The organism is Chitinophaga tropicalis (assembly GCF_009758205.1).
In the GTDB taxonomy this organism is placed as follows: Bacteria; Bacteroidota; Bacteroidia; order Chitinophagales; family Chitinophagaceae; genus Chitinophaga; species Chitinophaga tropicalis.
This window is the reverse complement of sequence record NZ_WRXN01000001.1, coordinates 1,073,997-1,096,112: the sequence shown is the minus strand read 5'-3', so window position 1 is coordinate 1,096,112 and position 22,116 is coordinate 1,073,997. Positions and strand designations below refer to the sequence as shown.

At 48.0% G+C, this 22,116-nt stretch carries 17 protein-coding genes; 7 read left to right on the top strand and 10 right to left on the bottom strand.

Annotated elements, in window-relative coordinates:
• Nucleotides 1–8 precede the first annotated feature (8 nt).
• Nucleotides 9–1,643 carry an adenine deaminase gene (ade, locus tag GO493_RS04690; RefSeq protein WP_157304937.1) on the top strand — a complete coding sequence of 545 codons (1,635 nt, stop codon included), beginning with the start codon at nt 9–11 and terminating at the stop codon, nt 1,641–1,643.
• Between the two features lie 49 nt (nt 1,644–1,692).
• On the opposite strand, the gene GO493_RS04685 is transcribed toward ade, so the two are convergent.
• Nucleotides 1,693–2,784, bottom strand: coding sequence for an anhydro-N-acetylmuramic acid kinase (locus GO493_RS04685; protein ID WP_157304936.1), 1,092 nt, complete (start codon nt 2,782–2,784; stop codon nt 1,693–1,695).
• Between the two features lie 115 nt (nt 2,785–2,899).
• Between GO493_RS04685 and GO493_RS04680 the strand changes: the two genes are divergently transcribed.
• From GO493_RS04680 to GO493_RS04660, 5 genes are all read left to right on the top strand, one after another.
• Entirely contained in the window at nt 2,900–4,789 is a 1,890-nt protein-coding gene (locus GO493_RS04680) for a YfbK domain-containing protein (RefSeq protein ID WP_157304935.1), read from the top strand.
• Nucleotides 4,790–4,975: 186 nt separating this feature from the next.
• Entirely contained in the window at nt 4,976–5,629 is a 654-nt protein-coding gene (upp, locus tag GO493_RS04675; protein ID WP_157304934.1) for a uracil phosphoribosyltransferase, read from the top strand.
• A gap of 202 nt (nt 5,630–5,831) precedes the next feature.
• Nucleotides 5,832–6,848 (top strand): PorP/SprF family type IX secretion system membrane protein, encoded by a 1,017-nt coding sequence (locus GO493_RS04670; protein WP_157304933.1) that lies wholly within the window; start codon nt 5,832–5,834, stop codon nt 6,846–6,848.
• A 158-nt stretch (nt 6,849–7,006) separates the two neighbouring features.
• Nucleotides 7,007–7,786 carry an EI24 domain-containing protein gene (locus GO493_RS04665; RefSeq protein WP_157304932.1) on the top strand — a complete coding sequence of 260 codons (780 nt, stop codon included), beginning with the start codon at nt 7,007–7,009 and terminating at the stop codon, nt 7,784–7,786.
• Nucleotides 7,770–8,474: an SAM-dependent methyltransferase gene (locus tag GO493_RS04660; protein ID WP_157304931.1), complete on the top strand. Its 705-nt coding sequence runs from the start codon at nt 7,770–7,772 to the stop codon at nt 8,472–8,474. Before GO493_RS04665 ends, GO493_RS04660 begins: the two co-directional genes overlap by 17 nt.
• 38 nt (nt 8,475–8,512) lie before the next feature.
• Here GO493_RS04660 and GO493_RS04655 read toward each other — a convergent pair whose 3' ends face one another.
• Nucleotides 8,513–8,890, bottom strand: coding sequence for a hypothetical protein (locus tag GO493_RS04655; protein WP_157304930.1), 378 nt, complete (start codon nt 8,888–8,890; stop codon nt 8,513–8,515).
• 21 nt (nt 8,891–8,911) lie between these two features.
• Nucleotides 8,912–10,285, bottom strand: coding sequence for a M20/M25/M40 family metallo-hydrolase (locus GO493_RS04650; protein WP_157304929.1), 1,374 nt, complete (start codon nt 10,283–10,285; stop codon nt 8,912–8,914).
• Nucleotides 10,286–10,467: 182 nt separating this feature from the next.
• Between GO493_RS04650 and bshA the strand changes: the two genes are divergently transcribed.
• The gene (gene bshA, locus GO493_RS04645; RefSeq protein ID WP_157304928.1) at nt 10,468–11,610 is read left to right on the top strand and encodes an N-acetyl-alpha-D-glucosaminyl L-malate synthase BshA; all 1,143 of its coding nucleotides are present in this window, start codon (nt 10,468–10,470) and stop codon (nt 11,608–11,610) included.
• Between the two features lie 171 nt (nt 11,611–11,781).
• On the opposite strand, the gene GO493_RS04640 is transcribed toward bshA, so the two are convergent.
• The 7 genes from GO493_RS04640 to porU all read right to left on the bottom strand — a co-directional run bounded on the left by GO493_RS04640 (nt 11,782) and on the right by porU (nt 21,794).
• Complete coding sequence (locus GO493_RS04640; RefSeq protein WP_157304927.1) at nt 11,782–13,221, bottom strand: murein hydrolase activator EnvC family protein; 1,440 nt, start codon at nt 13,219–13,221, stop codon at nt 11,782–11,784.
• A 78-nt stretch (nt 13,222–13,299) separates the two neighbouring features.
• Nucleotides 13,300–14,139 (bottom strand): DUF4292 domain-containing protein, encoded by an 840-nt coding sequence (locus tag GO493_RS04635; RefSeq protein WP_157304926.1) that lies wholly within the window; start codon nt 14,137–14,139, stop codon nt 13,300–13,302.
• A gap of 47 nt (nt 14,140–14,186) precedes the next feature.
• Nucleotides 14,187–16,013, bottom strand: coding sequence for a tetratricopeptide repeat protein (locus GO493_RS04630; RefSeq protein WP_157304925.1), 1,827 nt, complete (start codon nt 16,011–16,013; stop codon nt 14,187–14,189).
• A 3-nt stretch (nt 16,014–16,016) separates the two neighbouring features.
• A complete protein-coding gene (dut, locus tag GO493_RS04625; protein WP_157304924.1) occupies nt 16,017–16,457 on the bottom strand; it encodes a dUTP diphosphatase in 441 nt (146 codons plus the stop codon).
• A gap of 64 nt (nt 16,458–16,521) precedes the next feature.
• On the bottom strand, nt 16,522–17,004 hold the full coding sequence (ispF, locus tag GO493_RS04620) for a 2-C-methyl-D-erythritol 2,4-cyclodiphosphate synthase (RefSeq protein ID WP_157304923.1): 483 nt from the start codon (nt 17,002–17,004) through the stop codon (nt 16,522–16,524).
• Between the two features lie 137 nt (nt 17,005–17,141).
• Nucleotides 17,142–18,338 (bottom strand): type IX secretion system outer membrane channel protein PorV, encoded by a 1,197-nt coding sequence (porV, locus tag GO493_RS04615; RefSeq protein WP_157304922.1) that lies wholly within the window; start codon nt 18,336–18,338, stop codon nt 17,142–17,144.
• Nucleotides 18,339–18,446: 108 nt separating this feature from the next.
• Complete coding sequence (gene porU / locus GO493_RS04610; RefSeq protein WP_157304921.1) at nt 18,447–21,794, bottom strand: type IX secretion system sortase PorU; 3,348 nt, start codon at nt 21,792–21,794, stop codon at nt 18,447–18,449.
• Between the last annotated feature and the right edge of the window lie 322 nt (nt 21,795–22,116).

Here is a 22,116-nt window from a genome sequence, read left to right as displayed (position 1 = left end):
TTCCCGACATGACAGATACTTTCAGCATTTCCGGCAACCTGATAGACATACTGCAACAAAGGATCTATCCCGCTACTGTAGTGGTTGAGAACGGCCGTATCAGCAGCATCACCGAAGATGCAGCCACCTACAATCAGTATCTCCTGCCCGGGTTCATTGACGCGCATGTGCATGTGGAAAGCTCTATGCTTACGCCTTCCCAGTTTGCACGCCTGGCAGTAGTACATGGTACGGTAGCAACGGTTTCCGACCCTCACGAAATTGCGAACGTACTGGGTGTACAGGGAGTGGAATACATGCTGGAGAATGGCAAAACAGTTCCTTTCCGCTTCTGCTTCGGCGCTCCCTCCTGCGTGCCTGCCACCACCTTCGAAACAGCAGGCGCCACCGTTACAGTAGAAGATGTGGAAGCACTACTGCAGAAACCCGAAGTGCTCTACCTGACAGAAATGATGAACTTTCCCGGCGTACTGCACCAGCAACCGGATGTAATGGCTAAAATAGCGGCATCAAAAAAAGCAGGTAAACCGGTGGATGGCCACGCTCCCGGCCTCCGTGGCGATGCCGCAAAACAATATATTGATGCAGGCATCAGCACAGATCATGAATGCTTTACCGCAGAAGAAGCAATGGACAAACTGCAGCACGGTATGCACATCCTTATCCGTGAAGGTAGTGCAGCACGCAACTTCAATGCCCTGATACACCTGCTGAACGACCATCCTGAAAAGATCATGTTCTGCAGTGATGACAAACATCCTGACAACCTCGTGGAAGGGCATATCAACGTGCTTGTAAAAAGAGCGCTGGCCCTCAACATTGATCTCTTCAAAGTGCTGCGCGCTGCATGTGTGAACCCCGTACTGCATTACAGGATACCAACAGGGCTACTCAGAACCGGAGATCCGGCAGATTTCATTGTGATAGATAACACCACCTCTTTCAATATCCTCACTACCTACATCAACGGAAAGGCTGTAGCCCGCAATGGTAAAACATTGATCGATTCAGTCATAGCGCCTGTTATCAACAACTTTGACTGCGCGCCGATAAATGCTGACAGCCTTCGTATACCCGCTGGCGGAAACAGCGTTACAGTGAAAGTTATTGAAGCACTGGACGGACAGCTCATCACCAACAGCCTGCAGGAAACATTATCTGTCACCAACGGTGAAATACGTTCCTCTGTAGAAAAAGATATCCTGAAACTGGCTGTAGTGAACCGTTACAGACAGGCTCCCGCAGCACTTGCATTCATTAAGAACTTCGGATTTAAACAAGGCGCCATCGCGTCTTCCGTAGCACATGACAGTCATAATATTATTGCCGTTGGTGCAGACGATGAAAGCATCAGCCTTGCCATCAATGCTGTGATAGCACATAAAGGCGGGGTAAGCGTAGTAAGTAACGGGAAAGCAGATGTATTGCCATTGCCTGTAGCAGGCCTGATGAGCAATCTTGACGGCTATGAAGTAGCAGCACGTTATTCTGAACTGGACAAAGCGGCAAAAGCCCTGGGAAGTAAACTGGACGCACCTTTCATGACATTATCATTTATGGCGCTGCTGGTTATTCCACACCTGAAGCTGAGCGATCTGGGGTTGTTTGACGGAGATAATTTTAGTTTTACTTCAGTTGTATAAGAACATTTTATCAGGGCATTTTAATAAATGCCCTGATAAAAACTTTTAATCAGATAGCCCATAAAGCCCCGCCCACACTGTCTTTCTCAGCTCCTGTCACAGATGCAAAAGCATTTGTTTCCTGCCTCCAGCGTAATGCGCCCAGCAAAGCCACCATCAATGGCGTACGGAATTTACTGGTTGGTTCTTCAGGTATTGTAATAGTAATATTCAAAGGTTGTAATGCTTCCTGTATACTTTTTATAAGGAAACCATTAAAGATCCCGCCACCTGTCAACAGCAGCGTTGCAGGCGCCTCCTGCGTTTTATCCTGCTGAAGGCTGCCAAGCGTACCCGCTATCTGTGCTGCAATATGCTTTACATAGGTATTCAGCTTACCCTGCGTAGAAAGCTGATGCTTCTGTATAAGTGGTAATACTGTCCCCGTACCAAATTTTGAAGCTATTGTACGCGGATAACTTTCTCTGTAAAATGCCAGCCCGTTTAGTGATTCCAGCAACGGAGCGTCTGTAACGCCGCCTGCAGCCAGTTGCCCGTCTTCATCATATGCACGGCCCAGGGTAGCTGCCAGTGAATCCAGTATATAATTGCAGGGGCAGATATCAAAGGCTGCGAAAGCTCCATTCAGCTGAGCTGCCAGCGTTGCATTTTCCCCCAGGTTTAACCGGTAAGTGAAATCCGGGAAAAGCAATTGTTCTGCCAGTGGAAAAAGTGGTGCTCCTTTCCCTCCCAGTGCTACGTCCATAGCCCGCAGGTCACTGATCACAGAAAGACCGGTCACAGCAGCAATGGCGGCGCCATCTCCCAGTTGTGCGGTCATTTTCTGAGAAGGCACATGGAATATAGTATGTCCATGGGTTACTATGAAGTGGACCTGGTGGTCCAGTTGATTATCGTGAATGAACGACTTTATGGCATGTCCTGTAAAATGCCCGTACTCACTGTGCAGCAACATATAGTCCCTTGCAGGAAGATCTGCAGCTCCACTCAGTTTTTCTTCCCATTCAGGGGTGTATGGCAGTCGCACTGCCGCCCTGATCTCGTATTCCCATTTGCCCCTTACTTCCGTCAGGGCAGTAAAAACCAGGTCCAAGCCGGCCAGAGAACTGCCTGAGGATACACCTATTACATTATATACCATGCCGTAAAATTTGTGCAAAAGTAAATAATGTGGATTAACCCCAATTTTTTTTGCTGCCTTTTATGGAATCAGGAGCATGATATGCATCATACAGGCAGATTAAAATTAACGCGCTATGCAAAAATATCTCTTCCTTATACTCGCAGCATTTATCAGCCTGGAAGTACAGGCCCAGCGCAGCATTGAGGGTACAGTTAAAGACAACAGGTCCCATTCTCCGCTAACAGGGGCCGTGGTAGCCCTCCGCACAGGGAACAATACAAAAGCAGTCACAAATGCAAAGGGGCAGTTCAAACTGGCAGTCCCCACAGAAAAAACAATGATCTATATCAGCTGCAATGGTTACCTGCCGGATTCCGTACAGCTAAACCCGGCCGATAAGACGCTGCAGCTCACTCTTAAACGGGACCTGAGGCTCAAAGAGGTAAAGCAGCGCACTATCATGGATGCTAAAGGTGACCCGGCTCCTATGCAGGAAATAGTGGTAACCGGTTATGCGCCCATGCAAAAGCAGGCAATAACAGGTGCTCTGGCAGGCAGGGCTTCCGGCGTTGCTATCCGCGGATACAGGACCCTTCCCCCCAACACGAACTATAACACGGAAGATTACAGTCCTATCAACGAGAACATCTTCCATACCGCTAAAGATCAGCCGCTCAGCACTTTCTCTATAGACGTAGACCGTGCTTCCTACAGCAATGTAAGACGCTATCTGAACAACGGGAACCTTCCTCCTGCTGATGCTGTGAGAGTGGAAGAAATGATCAACTACTTCGATTATGAGTATAAAAATCCCACCGGGAAAGATCCTGTAGCCATCTATGCAGATATGGCCAGCTGCCCCTGGGCTCTGGCCCATCAGCTGGTACGCATTGCACTGAAAGGAAAGACTGTTGAAAAAGAATCCCTGCCGGCGTCTAACCTGGTCTTCCTGATCGATGTGTCCGGTTCTATGAGCGATCCTAACAAGCTGCCGCTGGTAAAGCAGGCGCTGAAAGCCCTGGTAGCTCAATTAAGAGAAGAAGATAAAGTAGCGATAGCGGTGTATGCCGGTGCTGCCGGGTTGGTACTGCCATCAACTTCAGGTAAAGATAAAACCGCCATCCTCGATGCTTTGGACAAACTGGAAGCAGGCGGCTCCACAGCCGGCGGAGCAGGTATCCTGCTGGCCTATAAGACCGCCGCAGAAAACCTGCTGAAGAATGGAAATAACAGGGTGATACTGGCTACAGATGGCGACTTTAACGTAGGGGTTTCCAGCGATGGCGACCTCCAGCGTATCATTGAAACAGAGCGGGAAAAAGGCATCTTCCTGTCAGTCCTCGGCTTTGGTATGGGTAACTACAAGGACAATAAACTGGAGCTGCTGGCAGATAAGGGAAATGGTAACTATGCCTATATAGACAATTTCGAAGAAGCCCGCCGTACATTCGTCACCGAATTTGGCGGCACGCTGTTCACGGTAGCGAAAGATGTAAAACTGCAGATAGAGTTCAACCCTAAGTATGTGAAGTCTTACCGCCTCGTGGGTTATGAAAACAGGATGCTGAACAATGAAGACTTCAACGACGATAAAAAGGACGCCGGCGATATGGGCGCGGGTCACACCGTGACCGCCCTCTATGAGATCATCCCCGCCGGTGCCGGCAATGAAGGACAACCCGCAGTAGATCCGCTGAAATATCAGCAGAACCTCCCTGTCAAAACCTTCTCTCCAGAAGCGCTTACCATTAAGCTCCGGTATAAAGATCCCCGGGAAGCTAAGAGCCAGCTGCTCACCAAAGTGCTGAACTGGCAGATACAGGATATAACACAGACACCGGAAGATTTCCGTATGGCCGCCGCAGTTGCAGGATTCGGATTACTGCTCCGCAACTCCACACATAAAGGCAATGCCAGCTACGAACAGGTGCTGAGCCTTGCTCAGAATGCCAGAGGTACCGATACTGAAGGTTACCGGGCAGAATTTATACAGTTGGTCAAAAAGGCGCAGATCATCCATTAACCGGCCTTCTTCCATTATTCCGGCTGACCAGTGGTCAGCCATCCCAAAACCTTTTATTCAGGGCCGGCCGCTGGCCGGCCCTTCTTTTTCCCGCCGGGTTTTAATAATCTGCCAACACCCGTTATGTTTCGTTACTTTATTGTTATTTCCTGCCTACAGCTCTGAAAAAATTGGTATTTTGCGCATATGATTATTAATCTTAGTAGCACCAATTCGTTAGTAGGAGACTGGTTAAGTGAGATCCGGAGTATGGAAATCCAGACAGACCGTATGCGCTTCAGGCGGAATATGGAAAGATTGGGTGAGATAGCCGCTTATGAAATAAGTAAAACGTTGGAATACGAAGAGAAAGAAGTCCAGACCCCGCTGGGCATCGCCAACTGCAGGGTCCTCAAACAACAACCTGTGCTGGCTACCATCCTGAGAGCAGGACTAGCCCTCCATCAGGGACTATTGCATTATTTTGACAAAGCAGATCATGCGTTTATTTCGGCTTACCGCAAGCATAACCATGACGGCTCATTTGATATCAGCCTGGAATATGTATCCAGCCCTTCAATAGAAGACCAGGTTGTCATATTATCTGACCCTATGCTGGCCACAGGCGCTTCCCTGGTAAAAACCATAGAGCACCTGCAAAGCATCGGCAAACCCAGACATATTCACCTTGTAGTGGCTATCGCCTGTACCGTAGGAATTGAATATGTTCAAAGACATGCAGGCAATAACCTCAGCATCTGGGCGGGTGATATTGACGACGAACTGACCGCAAAAGGATACATTGTTCCCGGATTAGGTGACGCCGGCGATCTTGCTTTCGGTAACAAACTTCAACAGTAAAAAACCAAAATCCGACAGAAAGGGCCGTCAGGCAACAGCGAATGAAAGTCAACCAAATAAAACTGATCTGATTAGTTATTCATTCATAACACTTTAGGGATTTCTCACCTGTGCCCTTATATATTTTAATTTGGAATATGAGGAGCATTGTGTACCTTCACACGGAACCATGAGAAACCCTATACTATATAAGTATTGTTTTATGAAAAAAGTGTTGCTGTTTTTCACTATTGCCCTTTATCTGATGAACCCGGCGAAGGCCCAGGACCCGCATTTTTCGCAGTTCTTTGCTTCGCCTCTCACTCTTAATCCGGCATTCACGGGTCTTTTTTCCGGCGATTTCCGCGTTTCCGGTAACTATCGTTCACAATGGAGAAGCATCTCCACTCCCTTCACCACAGGAACAGCTGCTGTAGATTTTCAGATACTGAAAAATGTAATTTCATATACAGACATCTGGGGCGTAGGCGTAATGGCGATGTACGACAGGACCGGCGGCGGTGCACTCACTTCTACCTACCTGAGCTTCAGTACCGCTTACCATAAAGGTCTCGACCCGGAAGGAAATCATACCCTGGCTATTGGCCTGCAGGCTACATACGTGTCGAAACGCCTCGATCAGACCAAACTGGTATTCGAGAACCAGATAGATAACGACGGATATAACCCTGCTATTCCCAGTGGCGAAACCTTCGTAAATCCTACCATCTCTTACCTGGATCCGAACATCGGTATCCTCTATAACGGCCTTGTAGGCGAAGCTTCCAACATCTATGCGGGCGCTTCCTTCTATCATATCACACAGCCTACAGAGACCTTCATGGCAAAGAATAACAACAGGCTCACCGCCAGGTATACTGCCCACGGCGGAGGCTCGTTCCCTGTAAACGGCAGCAACCGCATTCACGTAAGCGCCCTGTACATGAAACAAAGCACCGCATCTGAAGTTGCTTTTGGCGGCGCTTATGGCTTTAACCTGAACGGCGATGACGACAATCCCACTACCTTCTACCTGGGTAGCTGGTACCGCCTGAAAGATGCGATCAACCCTTACGTTGGCCTTGAAATAAACGGCTTCCAGATGGGATTATCTTACGATATGAACGTTTCTTCCCTGAAACCCGCTTCTAACTACCGTGGTGGCGTAGAATTATCACTGATCTACATCAGGAAACGCAACGACGGCAACAAATACAGGACCTTGTGTCCACGCTTCTGATAAAACAGATCATCAATTAAAGAACCTGCCAGTTACAATGACTGGCAGGTTTTTTATTTATACCGTCACATTTTTTTCTATTGTTCCGCCGTTTTTTAGTTACTTACAATCCGGATCAATGCTTATTGCGAATAACTAAACACTAAAATTCCAGGATCTTGTTTTCATTCAGAGAAGTTCTGGCAGCCATACAGGCTTACGGAAAAGCACATCAATTCATCATGCAGCACAAGTTATGGAAGTGGATACTTGTGCCAGGTATCCTATATTGCCTGCTTTTCATGACAGGCAGCTATTTCGTGTGGGGCTATTCAGGTGAAGTAGTAGAATATCTTTTCAATCTCCTCCCCGTAAAAATATGGATACAGGACCTGGAAAGCAGCTGGGTAAGCTTCCTGTTCATCCTGCTGGGATTCTCCATCAGGATCATGATACTGCTATTGTATTTTTCGTACTATAAATATCTCTTTCTCATACTGGGCTCACCACTCTTTGCCTACCTTTCAGAAAAGACGGAAGCTATCCTCGAACGCCGTGACTTCCCCTTCAGCGCACAGCAGTTCCTGAAAGACATGGCAAGAGGCGTCAGCATATCACTGCGCAATATGCTGTATCAGACCATTTGCATGCTCCTGCTCATCATACTGTCATTCATACCCATAGTAGGATGGATTACACCACTGGGCGCCTTCTTCATGGAATGCTACTTTTACGGCTTCTCTATGGTAGATTACAGCTGCGAACGCCACCGTCTCAGTACCCGGCAGAGCATAGCATTCATTAAAGCACACAGAGGCATCGCATTAGGCAACGGTATCGTTTTCTACCTGGCCATGTTCATTCCTGTTGTAGGATGGATAATGGCTCCTTCCTACGCTGTAATAGCCGCAACCATTCACTTGTCAGATAAACGTTTACTGCATGGCGCAACCTGGTAAAGTATACCTGATCCCCACTGTGCTCAGCCCGGATGCATTGCACACCATCCCGGCCTATATCACTGCTGCAGTACAGCAGATCAGCATTTTCTTCGTGGAGAATGAAAGAACGGCCAGGCGCTATCTCAAAGCTCTTGATAAAAGCATCAACATAGATACCCTTCAGTTGCTGCTCATGCACGAGCATAACCCACCAGATACGGCGCTGGCAAAAAAACTGCTGCTGGAAGGAAAAGATATAGGCATTATGAGTGAGGCAGGCTGTCCTGCTATCGCCGATCCCGGGCACCTGGTAGTAAGAGCGGCACACAGCATAGACGCCCCCGTGATTCCCATGGTAGGCCCCAACTCCATGCTGCTGGCACTGATGGCTTCAGGCATGAACGGCCAGAATTTCCAGTTTATTGGCTACCTCCCTGTAAAACCACCTGAAAGGGTAAAAGCTATACGCGACCTGGAATTACAATCACAGAAAAAACAACAAACACAGCTCTTTATTGAAACGCCTTACCGCAACAACCAGCTGCTGAAAGATATACTGGCTAACTGTAAAGACACTACGCAGATTTGTATAGCGGCAGATATTACGGGGCCGGAAGAATTTATACATACAAGATCAGTGAAGGAATGGAAACATTCTATACCGGAACTGCATAAGAAGCCGGCCATATTCCTGATGCTGGCCTGAAAATAAAGAGGTCCTGCCTAAGGCAGGACCTCTTTATTTTAATATACCGGGTTCTCCACAGATATCACGCTATCCACTATAAAATTGCTGAACCCGCGCCAGGGAACCGCTCCCAGGTATTCCTTGTAATGCAGCTGCACAAACTTCCCGCTACTGTTCATCAGCTGTTGCGCCACTTTCTCATCTGTTACAGAGAACTGGAACTCGTTTGACTGAAGCGCACCCGGTTGTTTGGAACGGTAACCGGTCTGTATTAACCGGCCTTCATATGTTTTGAAAACATATCCTTTCTCTACAAAATAGTTCAGCTCACCGGCTTTCACGCCACGGCCAAACACGAAATAGAACTTGTAAAAGAAAAATCCAACCAGCAGCACTATTACTATCCCGATCACGGAAAAAAGAAATCTGCGCATATTTATTATTTAAGTCAGGGATTACAATCCATATTTATCTACCAGGTAGATCAATGCTGCCATGCTGAAAGCGCCCAGTTCCAGCTCCCTTTTATTCACCGCTTCAAACACATCATTGGCAGCATGATGCAGATCAAAATAACGTTGGGAATCGGGTAAAAGTTCACCTATAGGAGTACCCATTGCTGCAGCCAGCTGTCCTACATCCACACCACCGCCTACAGCTTCAAATTCATATACGTCATAGGGCTTGAATAAAGGCGCCCATGAAAGGATTTTGGCCCTTTTCTCTGCCGGCATCTCAAAAGAGAAACCACGGGGCGTAAAACCGCCAGCATCGCTTTCCAGGGCAAACAGGTGCTGCTCTCCTTTCGCCTTTGCCACATCTGCATATTTCCTGCCGCCACGGGTGCCATTCTCCTCATTCGCAAACAGCACTACGCGGATAGTATGTTTAGGCCTGATACCCCGTGCTTTAAAAGCACGGATGATCTCAATAGACTGTACACAGCCGGTACCATCATCATGTGCTCCCTCATTCACGTCCCACGAGTCGAGATGACCACCTACGGTAATGATCTGCTCAGGGTGTTCCGTACCACGCAGCTCTGCTATGACATTATGCCCTGTAGTATCCGGCAGCATCCGGCAGCTGGTACGCAGGTACAGCTTCATGTCAGATTCTCCTTTCAGGCGGTTGCTCAGCATATCTGCATCTTCCAGACCTATAGCCACAGCAGGGATCCTGGGGAAGGAATCATTATAAGCCATAGCTCCTGTATGCGGTAAATTATTGGCCCCATGGGTCATGGACCTTACCACTACCGCCAGCGCTCCGTATTTGGCAGCCTGGCTGGCGCCACGGCCGCGGTATTTTACGGCGTCTCCGTAAGACTCAAATGTACGGATGAATTCCGGGTTGAACGGGTAGTTGTAAAAGACGATCTTTCCCTTCACCTGGTCCTTCTTGGCTTCCAGGTCTTCAAATGAAGATACCTCCAGCACCGGCGCCGTAACACCGGTAGCGCCGCTGCCTACAGAGTTACCCAGGGCCAGTACGTTTAAAGGCGGAATAAAGTCACGGCGGCGGGAAATGATCCGTACCTCCTCCTTTTCCCCTCTTACCCAGTGAGGTACCTGGCATTCCTGCAGGTATACAGTGTCTGCATTGGCAGCTTTCAGCGCTTTCTCTCCCCATTGCTCCGCCTTCACCATTTGCGGGGAACCGGCCAGACGGCCGCCCACCTCCTGTGTCAGCACTTTCAGGTCTGAATAAGCTTTGCTGTGTCTTAATATTTCTGAAGCCAGATGGCGTAATTGCAGTGAATCATTCTCTTGTTGGGCACTCACCGACAGTGAACAGGCTAAAAAAGCCGGCAGCAGGTATTTTCTCATAATGGCAGTCGATTTAAACGCTAAAACTATAAAATTAATGGTAACATTACCATTAATCCATTTAAAAGGCATATCATTTTAAAATGTTATAATTTTGTAGCCTGTAATAACGTAAAAACTGTGTTCTGCGGGCTAACCTTCCGGCATAAGTGTTTAGCGTTTCAAGTTTTAAACAATAACAAATGCGTATTGGAATAGTATGTTACCCTACTTATGGGGGTAGTGGCGTACTGGCAACTGAACTGGGCAAGGCCCTGGCTGATAAGGGTCATATGGTGCATTTCATTACTTATCAGCAACCTGTAAGATTGAATGCCTTTCATGCCAACATATATTATCATGAAGTGCAGGTGCCTACTTACCCGCTGTTTGATTTTCCTCCTTATGAATCAGCCCTGAGCAGCACAATGGTAGATGTGATAGTGAACCAGCAGCTGGACCTGTTGCACGTACACTATGCCATTCCCCACGCTTCTACAGCCTATATGGCTAAACAGATAGTGAGCAAACAGGGCCGGATAGTACCATTCATCACCACCCTGCACGGTACTGATATTACCCTGGTAGGTAAAGATAAGACCTATGCACCGGTAGTTACCTTCTCCATCAATGAATCTGACGCCATCACGGCGGTATCCAATAACTTGCGGGAAGAAACCTACAAGTCATTCCAGATTGAGAAAGATATAGAGGTGATCTATAACTTCGTGGACACTGAACGTTTCAAACGCCGTGAAGGAGAACTGCTGCATTTCCGGAATGCCATTGCACCCAATGGTGAACGGATATTGCTGCATGTATCCAACTTCCGTAAAGTCAAACGCGTGCCTGATGTGATCAAGGTATTCAGCAAAGTAAGAGAGCAGGTCCCGGCCAAACTGTTGCTGGTAGGTGATGGCCCTGACAGGCCTACTATTGAGAGCATGTGCCGTGAAATGGACCTTTGCGGAGACGTTCGCTTTGTAGGTAAACAGGAACAGCTGGAAGATGTAATGTCTATCGCAGATCTTTTCCTGCTGCCTTCAGATTATGAGAGCTTTGGTCTCGCTGCGCTTGAAGCAATGGCCGCACAGGTACCTGTTATTTCTTCCAATGCAGGCGGTTTGCCGGAAGTGAATATTCACGGACAGACAGGCTTCCTCAGCCCCGTAGGAGATGTGAACAGCATGGCGGAACATGCAACAAGGCTGTTGCTGGATGAACATCTCATGGCAGAGATGAGGAAAGGAGCGCTTGAACAGGCGCAACGGTTCCATATCAGTAATATCATTCCTCAGTATGAGGCTTTATATGAAGAAGTGATCAATAAAGCGCTCGTATCTTAACTATTAACAACCATTTTAGCCTGCGGCAGGCCAGATAAATCCCTTCTCAAAAAAGAAGTTTCGCCTTTATCCAGCGGCCGCAGACCAATAAACCTCCTCGCAAAAAAATTGGGTTCGCCAAAGGCGAACCCAATTTTTTTGCGCAATTCCGCTTATTCTAAAAAAACAATATCATTTCCTTCTGATCCAGAACTCAGGATTCTGCTTCTGAATACCTTTATAGATCTGCAATTCCACTTCACCAAGATTCTCCAGCTCATTAGTACCCGCAGTACCTATCACCTGCCCCGTACTAACCCTTTCACCCGTCCTTACATTCACCGACTGCAAACGCGCATAGTTGGTAAAGTACTGCCCATGCCTGATAATAACCAACGAGCCACCACCAGGTATAACCGCTACCGTTCTCACCTCACCCTGGAAAATAGCCTTTACCGGAGCGCCTCTGCCTGTACCTATAATCACACCGTCGTTCTCCACTGTGATACGTTCCATTACAGCATGCTGCTGACGGCCAAAATGCCCTATAATATGCCCTGAAGCCACAGGCCATGGCAGCTTACCACGGTTAGACTCAAAGCTTTCAGATAATGCCAGCGCTTCCGGGGTAGCTTCCAGTACGTTCTCTGTACGTGCTGGTTTCTCTACCTCTGCAGGCTTAGGCGCAGGCGGCTCTGCTACAGGTTTTGTTTCCGGTTTATCAGCAGTTGCATTACCCGGGTTATTCGCTTTTGCAGCATTGGCAGCGGCTGTAGCAGCAGCAGCGGCGGCAGCCTTTCTCGCAGCTTCTTCTTTTTTACGTTTCTCTTCAGCAGCAACAGCAGCCCTCCGTTTGGCAGCAGCTTCCTCTTCTGCCTGCTTACGGGCAATTTCAATTTCACGGCGTATTACAGCCTGTATAGCTGCCTGCACTTTCTGTGCATCTTTCTTATTCTTGTTGATATCTGCCAGCAACTCTTTCTCACGCCCCTTCAGCTTGCTCAGTACCTCATCCTTCTCTTTCCTGTCTACTTCCAGTACAGAACGCTGCTCCTGTTCCTGCTTCAGCGTGCTGGAACGGTTCTGTTTCTGATCACGGAGACTTTCAATTTTCTTGTTCAGCAATACCTGTGTTTCCAGGATATTCTCTGCCTGCCTGCGACGGTAATCGCGATATTGCTTAAGATACTGGTAACGCCTGATAGCATCATTGAAGGTCTGTGCCGAAAAGATAAAGTTCAGCATGTCATAAGTGCTGCGGTTCTTATAGGCATAAACTACCAGCTGTGCATACTGCGATTTCAGTGTGTCCAGGTCTTTTTCCAGTGTCTTGATATCACGGTAAGCGGAATTGATATCTCCGTTAATGAAGTTGATCTCTTCGTTTATATTGTTGATGAGACGGGTACGGAGAGCTATTTTATCACGCAGTACTCTCAGCTGTCCAAGGCTTTCACGTCTGGATTTCTTGGTATCCTTCAGGGCGTTGTTCGCTTCATCAATTTCTCTCTGCAGCTCTCTTTTTCTATGTTCGAGTTCCTCCCGCGACAACTGGGGCGCCTGCGCATGAAGCAAGGCAGGTAATAAACCTAAGATGAATATCAGTGGGAAAAACTTCTTCAGATTCGGCATGATACTTTTAAAGATAGCTGCAATATAGCAATTTACAAATTTAAATGTCCCGGTCAGGCGCACAGGGGCTGGCTCCTGCTATTCTTTTGAATAACCGGAAGGCACTGTAAAGGGGAACGTAACCGGCTGATCAAAATCTACTTTATTAAAATCCATGTTCACCTTTGTATAACTCTTCTCTTCCACAAATACCCTTCGGCGGGTAGCAAACTTAATCTTCCCCTGAGATTTGTATTCTCCGTATGTCAGCTCTATCGAACGTTTATGCGTCTCATCCTTATCCATCACCTTACTCTGCTGCAGGCCATAATCATCTGCAAATACATTGAAGATGCTGGTAAAGAAAGTACTGTCACATGTAAAGGAAATAACAGCCGGAGTTTTCACAACCTGGTAAATAGAATCTGTCAGGTAGATAGGGTTCCCTATTATCATGTCCTGCAATGTCCTGAAATCGAACGGGATATTAAGAATGTCTTTTGCATCTTTCAACGCACGCAGATATACTTTTTTATGAAACTTATCCACTGCTTTGAGACTGTCCGGCGTGATCACCACCCTGGCAACTTCCCCTATAATAGGGGCAGATACAGAGATCCAGATCAGGCTGTCTTTCTGCATACGCATATTGGCATTGATACCGGACATCTGCTTTGACTCAGTCTCAAAGTCTATCTTCAGCTTGGCAGAGAAAGTGTTGAAAGAGATATAGTTATTCCGGATACCGGCAAGAAGTTCTTTGTTATAGGCAGTTGCTGCTGCCGCTGAAGCGCTGTCTGCGCTGTTATTGTTCTCTATATGCTTGCTGCTGTCAGCTACAGGAAAAGAAACGCGTGAGATCTGGCGGCTATGTCTGCATGAAAACAGTCCTGTGCTTATAATACCCAATACTATCAGTGCTAATGTTTGCTTCATCATGATCTTTAATTCAATACATTCCGATATTCACGGAGATATGGTCCCCTCTATTCCCGCTCGGTTGCCAGTATGTAACGTTTTTCTGCAATTTTACGGGCCAATCCTACAGAATTAGCGCCATTATCTTTGGCCAGCTGCCAGTATTCAAGTGCTTTATCTACTTCATGAAGGTTAAAGAGGATATCACCATAATGTTCCAGCATGTTAGGATTCTGCCTGGCCTCGGTCGACTGCAGGGCCTTCTCCATCCAGGTCCTGGCCTGTTCATATCTGCCCATACGGAACAGTACCCACGCATATGTGTCCATGAAATTAGTACTTTCCGGCTCCAGTTCCAGCGAATGCCTGGACATACCCTCCGCTTTTTCAAGCTGTTCCCCCCGGAGGGAAAGATAATAACTGTAATTGTTCAATACCAGCGCATCGTCAGGCTCAAGGGCCAGCGCTCGGTCATAGTTACTGTCTGACTGCTGATGCTGTCCGGTAGCATGATAGGCATCTCCCAGCAGCGAATAAACGTCCGCCCGGGTGCCTTTATCATTACTGCCCGACTGCAATGCCGTATTCAGTGATTCTATAGACGCCGGATAATTTTGCAGCAAAAAGTTGGCCACCCCTTTAAAATAATGGCCCATAAATTCTTTGGGGAACCGCTCTGACACTATGGTACTCACTTTCAGCAACTGCTCATTATTCTCCAGCCGGGAATAGATCCACATCAGCTGGTACCAGACAGTAAAACGTGTGGAATCCAGCGTAACAGATTTGTTATAGTCCACCAGGGCGCTATCCAGCATGTTTGCCTGCGAGTACATATCTGCCTGCAAAGCATAGGCTTTGGCCTCTTCAGGATGTGCTTCTATGACCAGCTGGGACAGCAGCAGTCCCTCCCGCAGCTTGGATGTGTCCACTTCCTGCATTTGCAGGTAAGGATATACAAAAGCTACCTTCTCATCAATACTGTAATCAGGATTGGCAAAGGCGCGTGTCAGATATGACCAGTAAAGTGCGTTATTTCCTTCTTTTTTGGCATAACCGGAAAGTGCTATCAATGCCCTCGGGTTGGTTGAATCGTAAGACAGGGCAGTACGGTAAGACTCCTTGGCTTCCTGGGTCCGGTCGTTAGAGCTATAGATGTCTCCCAGCACCAGGTAATATTTTATTTCTGCCGGGTTTATGCTGATCAGCTTCTTCACCTCGTTGGCAGCATCTTCCACCTTGTCCAGTTTCAGGAAAAGACGTTGTTTCTGGAAGACCAGCTCTTCTATCACCCCTGTCTTCTGCTCCAGCTGATCAAACACTGTCAGCGCAGCCTGGGGCTTATCTGCTTTAGACAGAAACATTCCTTTATTGTACAGGTATTCATCATTCTCCGGGTACCTGTCTGCCAGGCGGCCATATACGGCAGCTGCGCTATCAAACTGGCCATTAACGCCAAAAGCATCTGCCAGCGTGATCTCAAACCATTTATTGGAAGTATCCATACCTACTGCGCGCCGGGCAAATCCCAGCGCATAAGCGGGATTGCGTACCTCTATGAAAAGACGGGCCAGTTCGTAATAAACGGTGGGATTGTCCTTCTTCAGGCGCAGGTAGTCTGAAAACTGGGTGATGGCGGTGCGATAGTCGCCCAGTATCTTGGAGCGCTGGGCGGTGAAGAACAGGCTGTCTGCCCGCTGCTCCAGCAATGCCGGATCTTTGATCACTGTTTGCCGGGGCTTCTGTTGTACTGATCTGGCAGGACGGCAGGCAGTTTCCAGCAAAAGGCAGCACCCCAGCAGTAAAAAGGATACTCCTCTGGCCAGACTTCTGAAGTTTGGCAGGAAAGCATCTTTTACAGGCGGGTAATTACTGTTTTGCTGAGACCTGTACATTTATTACGATTTTCCCGTGTGCCCGAAACCTCCGGCGCCACGATCTGTTTCTGTTAGCAGTTCCACAGCTTCCAGCTGCGCCTGCACAAATGGAGCAACTACCATCTGGGCTATTCTTTCTCCCGGAGCAATGGTCTGTGGCTCATTGGAAAGATTGATCATAATGATCTTCAGCTCCCCCCTGTAATCAGCATCGATAGTACCGGGCGTGTTCAGCAGGGTTAACCCTTGTTTGATTGCAAGCCCGCTGCGAGGCCTGATCTGAGCTTCATAACCGGAGGGCAGTTCTATGAACAGACCGGTAGGTATAAGCGCCCTTTCAAGCGGCTGTAGGGTCACTGCTGTTTCCAGGCTGGCCCGGAGGTCCATCCCGGCCGCTTCTGCGGTTGCATACGCAGGTAACGGATTGGCAGATTTATTAATGATCTTTACGGTAATAGCCATTTATACAAAGGTATTTTAAATAGTCCGATAATAAGTAATTTTTAGCCGGCCACAGGACCGGCTCCTATTCCTTTTCAAGCAACACGGTAGCATATGCAACTACCCCCTCTTCCCTGCCCACAAAACCCAGTTTTTCCGTTGTAGTAGCCTTGATAGATACCTCTTCAACAGTCAGCTTCAGGATGCCGGCAATAGTTTCCTGCATATGCGGCACATAAGGCTTTATTTTAGGCGCCTGCAGGCAAAGCGTACTGTCTACATTCACCACATGGTAGCCCTTGGCGCTGATCAGCTCCAGTGAACGCTGCAGCAGTATCTTACTGTCAATCCCCTTATAACTGTTATCTGTATCAGGAAAATGTACCCCTATATCTCCCAGGCTGGCTGCACCTAACATGGCATCGCAGATGGCATGCAGCAATACATCCGCATCACTGTGCCCAAGAGCGCCTTTATGATGGGGCACTAATACACCGCCAAGCCAAAAATCCCTTCCTTCTGTTAACTGGTGAAAATCTACTCCCAGGCCAATACGCAATTTACTCATGATGAATATATGATCTTTAAAATATATACTGAAACGGATAGATCAGCGTGCGAAATTACCGCAAATTAAAAATCCTCCGGGAATAACCGGAGGATTCTTATATTTTAAAAAAATATTAACTATTTAGCTATCAGCAATTACCATGTGTTGCTGTTATCTTCCTCTTTGTGGTCCAGGTCAAAGATGAGGGAGAAACGCAGGGTATTTGACAGCGGATTACGCTGTATACCGTTGCCTGAAGGCACCAGATAAGAGAAATTCAGGCCAAACATGTTGTATTTCACACCCACGCCGGCAGTCACATATTTACGGTTACCCTTCATTTTGTTCTCGTAGAAATAACCCGCACGTACAAAGAACTGATCATTATAGCTGTACTCACTACCCAGGGAAAGAGTGATCTCCTTCAGTTCTTCGCTCATACCTCCGGGAGCGTCGCCAAAAGAGGAAAACACACCGGCAAGTACGCCCTTCTGACGGTAAGCACCCGTACTGTCCGGAGTAGGCACCAGCAGTTTGTTCAGGTCCAGTGTGAACATGATCTTGCTGCTCTGGTCCATCCCGATGGTATAGGCTGTACCCAGGCCCATATTGGTAGGAATAAAGTCTTTATTGGTGGCAGACTCCGTATAGGAGATCTTGGTACCGATATTAGTGAACGCAGCACCTATGTTCCAGGTATTTATGGCGCCATTGGCCTTCTCATAGTTCTTTGTATAGAACAGGGAAAGGTCAGCCGCAAAAGCCTTACCCGGTTTGATCACACGGCCGCCTATGTCGCCGCTTGCCAGGTTGGAATAGATGAAACGTCCGGCCAGAGCTACAGAGAAATTGTCTGACAGCTTACGGGCATAACCGGCATCAAAAGCAAATTCACGGGGACGGTAGTCATATGTGGGAGTACCGGTAACATCGGTAAAGTTGATGGTACCCAGTGAGAAATAACGTAATGAACCAGATACGGTCTGATATTCGTCCATCTGGTAATAACCGGCTACACTGGCAAGGAAAACGTCGTTCACCAGCTCTTTCAGCCAGGGTGTATACGTAACAGAGACGTTGGAACGGGAGGTGGCAAACGGCACCTTTGCTAAGTTCCAGTAAATAGAGTTGGCGTCCGGGGATGTTGCTACACCGGCATCGCCCATAGCTCCTGCCCTTGCGTCAGGGGAAATACGCAGAAAAGGAACAGCGGTATTAATAGTGTTCGTACGGCCGTCAAGGCTACCGGTGCCAAGAGTATCCTGCGCGGAAGCTTGCGGAGTTAGAGTTAATAGGACGCAACAAATGAAGACAAGGCTTACAGTTACCTTTCGGATCATGCAATTATACATGCAATAGTGTTTAGAACGAGTTGTAAAAATAGTTCGAAAATTAATATAATCAATAACAGGGGTCTGGTCAGGGACTTGTGGCAGTTGACGATTTGCTTGATGCATAGGTTATAATAAGATTACTTTTCCGCCTAAAACCTTTGTTTTACCATTCGCTGTTACCATCATGTTGTAGATGTAAATTCCAGGCAGCACTTTGGATCCGGCATCGTTGGTTCCATTCCAGTATGCCCCTACATAACGACTCCCTGCCGCATTTATTGTATGATGTATAGTTTTTATTTGTTGCCCCATAACCGTGAATATTCTGATAGTAATGTCAAGTGCCTGTCCCTGCTGATTATGACTGAATGCAAACCAGGTCCTGTCACTGAAAGGATTAGGATAACAGCTCACCCTTTCCACAGCCAGCTGTGATGAGCCTGCTACATTGAAATCCAGTGTGGCCGTGTTGGAATTATTATACGTATCCCACGCTTTGATTGTCAGCCGGTGCAGCCCCTCAGACAACCCGGAGAACGGAAAACTCACAGAGCCATTTCTGTAATCGTCAGCTGCAGCCTCAAAAAAGTTATTCAGGATATAGTATTGCCCGCTATCCAGCGTCGCTACCAGGTCATGCCCTATCCCATAACCGGAGGTATTAATACCATGTTCATCGTACAGACGCAGGAACAGGACTGTATTCTCTCCCGTCATTCCCCCGTTCCGGAAGTATTCATTGTCCATATATCCTTTTATAACAGGCCCCCGCGTATCTTGTTCAATAGTCCCGGCAGTTCCCCCTACCTGGATATCAGAAAAAGCCCCTCCTGCAGTAGTGCTGCCATCGGTGGCATAATAGTCTATACTGCCCGCCCCTGCCTGGTAATCAATATCTGCAGGCACTACAAAGCTGCAGGAAAAATGCCCGTTCTTTATAGTCTGGCTACCGCGAAACAGGATGTTCTGTTGCTGGTAGAACTCCGTCTGGCTGCTGCCGGCATCATTCCCCCTGGTATACAGCAATACAGGCTTATCATAGACCGTTGTGTATAACATACCGTTATATTGGTCCAGCCGCCGCCCCTGTTCATCTTCCAGGTGCCCTTTAATGGTACAGGCGCCCATTGCTTTCAGGGTATCCGGTATATCTCCCATAGCTTTTCCGTTCAGGGAATCTGTCACCACATGATAACGGGGAAATGCCAGTGTCAGCGCCGGATCTCCCAGGAGCTGGAATTTCCGGTTATTAGGAATATCCGTATAAGTGATATAGGTCTGGTTTTTGGCCTCCATGGCTGCCTGCCCCAGGGTAAGCATTCTTCCGTCCGGCCCGGGCGTCAGCAACTGCTGCAGGTAATTGGCATTCAGCACCTTATTGGAGGCGGAAAATACCGCCCTGGTGGTAGTCATCAGCGCAATACCACCCCCATTCTCTTTCAGCAGCACTTTCTCCCCCAGAGACGTATAGGCAGGGTTATCAAACGGAGCAAAGTCGCACGTTGCAGTAATGAACAACGGTAGCTTGCCGGCATTCTTCCAGGTAGAAAGAGAGCTCTCTTCCATGATCACCTCCTCAGCCAGCCGGGTATAGCTGCCATGACCAGTATAATTCCAGATAAGTGTTCCGTTATAAATATCCTCTGCAATAGCGGCATTCACAGCCGGATAACGGCTGCCGCCGGCATCCGCTACTTTAGGATAAGCATCAAGGTATATTTTATTGATATTTCCGGCCGGCCATTGCTGCGCCGCAATAGTACTCATGCTTTCCGCATCCTGCAGGTGAAGGTTAGCATCGCCATCATCGGCTACAAATGTGATATGTTGCTGCCAGCGGCCAAATGAAGCAGGATCATGATAGCGGATGATCTTATTTACTGCGATATTGGCATCTGCGGCAGACTGTACCGGCAAACGGCCAATGGCAATATCCAGCAGGTTCTGCCGCCCGTTATCATTGATATCGTCCGCATCGTCCAGGAAGCCAAAGAAATCGTCTGAAGGATAGGCGTAAATAGGATCTGTGGATACAGCGCTCTGCCAGGTGGGCACCATATTCGTATTATTGCTGAGCCTGTGCTTATAATCATATGAAGCATCTCCGAACAACAGCAGGTATTTCAGTCCGCCCCTGTCATAACACATCTTCACAAAATCCCTGATAGCTACCGGATCAGGAGAGCCGGAAGCAAATTCTGTATAGATATCTCCTGCATTCACTACCCTGGTGGTCAGCCCGTCATGCGAGGAATGCCATGCCGCCAGCCTGCTGGCTGCACTCTGAAGGGCGGGAGTGGTGATGATCAGCATATCAGCAGCTTCTATACCATGCAGGTCCTGGTTGGCTACAGGCCCTGTATAACGCGGCGCCTGGTACCCCTGGCCTGCAAAGGCGGCATATTCATGCAGCACAGAACAATCCCTCGAAAAAGACAAGGTACTGCCAGTCAGCTTAGTAGTTATTCTTACCGGCTGCAAAGGATCTGTAATATCCCATACAACCGTCTGACTGTTAGCGTTGGCCAGGGTGAACAGCGCCGTCTGATTGGCATTGACAGATGCGGCATCCCTGAAAAAAAGCGGTTCCTGCGCAGGCAGCTGCAATGGACAGCGACCGCTGACAACCAGGTAATCCAGCCAGCCCTGCCCCCCACTCCCACCGGGAGTGAACCGGAGAGTAACCGGTATGCTGGTGCCGGAAGGGGTAGCTGTAAAACTCCCGCTGGCTACCGAGGCATAAGATTCGAAAATATTACCGCTTACAGCAGAAAGGCTCAGCGTCCCCGCATTACTACCGTTAACGTCTACAGCAAAACTGCTGTTGCCGAACCCGCGGGCAGCTACCCTGGCATCCACTTTCAGGGAAGCCGGCGTAACAGGCAACGTAAAATCTATCCTGCGCAACGGCTGAGCGCTGTTAAACACTGTTCCCCACCATTGCTTGCCGCTGGCAAGGAAATTCAGACTGTCATTCTCATAAAAGTTGCGATAGTCAAATGAACTGACAGCCAGCGTATTGGCAGGAACGCCCTGATCAGTGCTAATACGCCTGCCACCGGCGCCGGTACGCAGAAAGTAATAGGAAGTATCACTGTAAAGATTGGCTGAATGGAAAAAACTACCCGTCCTGTAAGACCAGCTATGAGGGCCCGGTGCATAAAACAACAGGTAATCCCCCTCTTCCATTAACGCCACTTCGGGAAGATCATCATAACGGGCGGCGGCATTACTCTCCGGCAGCATTTGCCCACCGGTACCATACAACCTGATAGTATTCAGCCCCCCGCTAATGCCCATACTGCTAAGCAATGCCTTATCTATTTTGTAAATGCCCTCTCTGGTCACAGCCAGCTTGAACCAGGTTCCCTCTGCCAGCACGGAGTGAGCGGCATAAGGACCTCCCCCGCCATTACCTGCCAGGACTAACCGGCAGGAACTCAGCATCAGGCAACACAGAAAGTAAGTTCTCAAATAGGGCATAGTTACAAACATAACAAATATTAGTATACCTAACTTGACAAATCGCTGGGTTTGATATTATCTGCTTTTTAAGGTTGTCAAAAAGATAGACGAACATATACTATACAGTGGTCATACAGCGTTTTTGTATAAGACTGCAGTATAATAAACGGATAACAAATCCTATATTTATGCGGGAAATGCCACATCAAACCGTATCTGGCTACAATACCCGGAGAGTCCCGTGGAAACGGAATACAGATAATATTAACATAATACGTATCCCGGAATACACACTGAAATCTAAATCATTGATTTAAAATACCATACGTCT